1 pseudogene is annotated in these 1,136 nt (G+C 65.9%); it reads right to left on the reverse strand.

What is annotated here, in order from left to right:
- Positions 1–67: 67 nt before the first annotated feature.
- Positions 68–1,136 (reverse strand): annotated as a pseudogene (locus tag E8D38_RS27815) (transposase); the annotation flags it as partial.

Raw genomic sequence — 1,136 nt, forward strand, 5'->3', positions numbered from 1 at the left:
GAGAGGGTTGGGGTGAGGGGCGACGGCCAGGGCCGAGCGACGTCGATGTCTGAACAGACAAACAGCGTCATGGCGCCAGCTTCGGTCGCCGATGCGCTCGCAATGAGGCCCTTCGAGGCCCTCGGACCGCCTGCAAGGTGCACCTCCTTCTGAGGTTCAGCGCCATGCACACGAGCTTCCACTCGGCTTGCACGCGGTGCAGCCCTCTCATGCTGAACTGCCGGAACCCCAGCGCGCTCTTCACCCAGCCGTTGGGCGGCTCAGCGATCCACTTTCGTCGTCGGTAGGCAGCTTTGCCTTCGTCGGTCTGCAGCTTGGCCGCCATCTGCGCCGTGCGTGGGCTTCTGTGCTGGTCGAAGCTCAGCTGTTGCTTGCCCTCGCGCCCGAGTGCCACTACCAGTTCGGTGCCGCAGCCGGCCAGTGCCTGGAACACTTCCTCCGAACGATAGCCTGCATCGGCAAGCGCCTGCTCAGGCATCTGGCCGAGGTTGTTCCTGACCGCGTGCAGCATCGCGGGTAGCTCGCCCGCGTCGCTGGCGTTGTTGGTGAGTTCAGCCGCCACGATGATGTGCGCGGCTTCGTCCACGGCCGTCTGCGCGTTGTAGCTGGCGTCGTAGCCGCCGCCGGCGCGCTTGCTCGATGGCTTGCAGCCGGTCCTGGCGGCGTGCGATCTCGGCCGGGATGTCCAGCTCGGGTTCGTTCTTCTCGGCCTCGTCGGCGGACTTGGTCTTGTTCAGCAGCGCGGCGATCTGCTCCTTCAGCTCGGCTTCGGCCTTGAGCATATGGCCGTAGCTCATGGCTTGGTGGCGACTGGCGTTGGCCTTGACCTTGGTGCCGTCCACCGCGATGGTGCCCAGCTTCACGAAGCCCATCTCGCGCGCCAGGTGAACGCCCTGCACGAACAGTTCGCTGAGCTCCTTCAGGTGGAACGCGCGGAAGTCGCTGATCGTGCGGTGCGCCGGGAGGTTACCCGCGCCCAGCACTCTGAAGGCCACGTCCTCGTGCAGCTTCTTGGCGATCTTGCGCGAGCTGAACACGCCGCTGGCATAGGCGTACACGAGCACCTTGACCATCATGGCCGGGTGGAACGGCTGGTTGCGCGGGCCGCCACTGTTGTAGCGGGCGTGGAACGCGCT

The sequence above is a fragment of the Methylibium rhizosphaerae genome, assembly GCF_006386545.1.
GTDB lineage: Bacteria > Pseudomonadota > Gammaproteobacteria > Burkholderiales > Burkholderiaceae_C > Pseudorivibacter > Pseudorivibacter rhizosphaerae.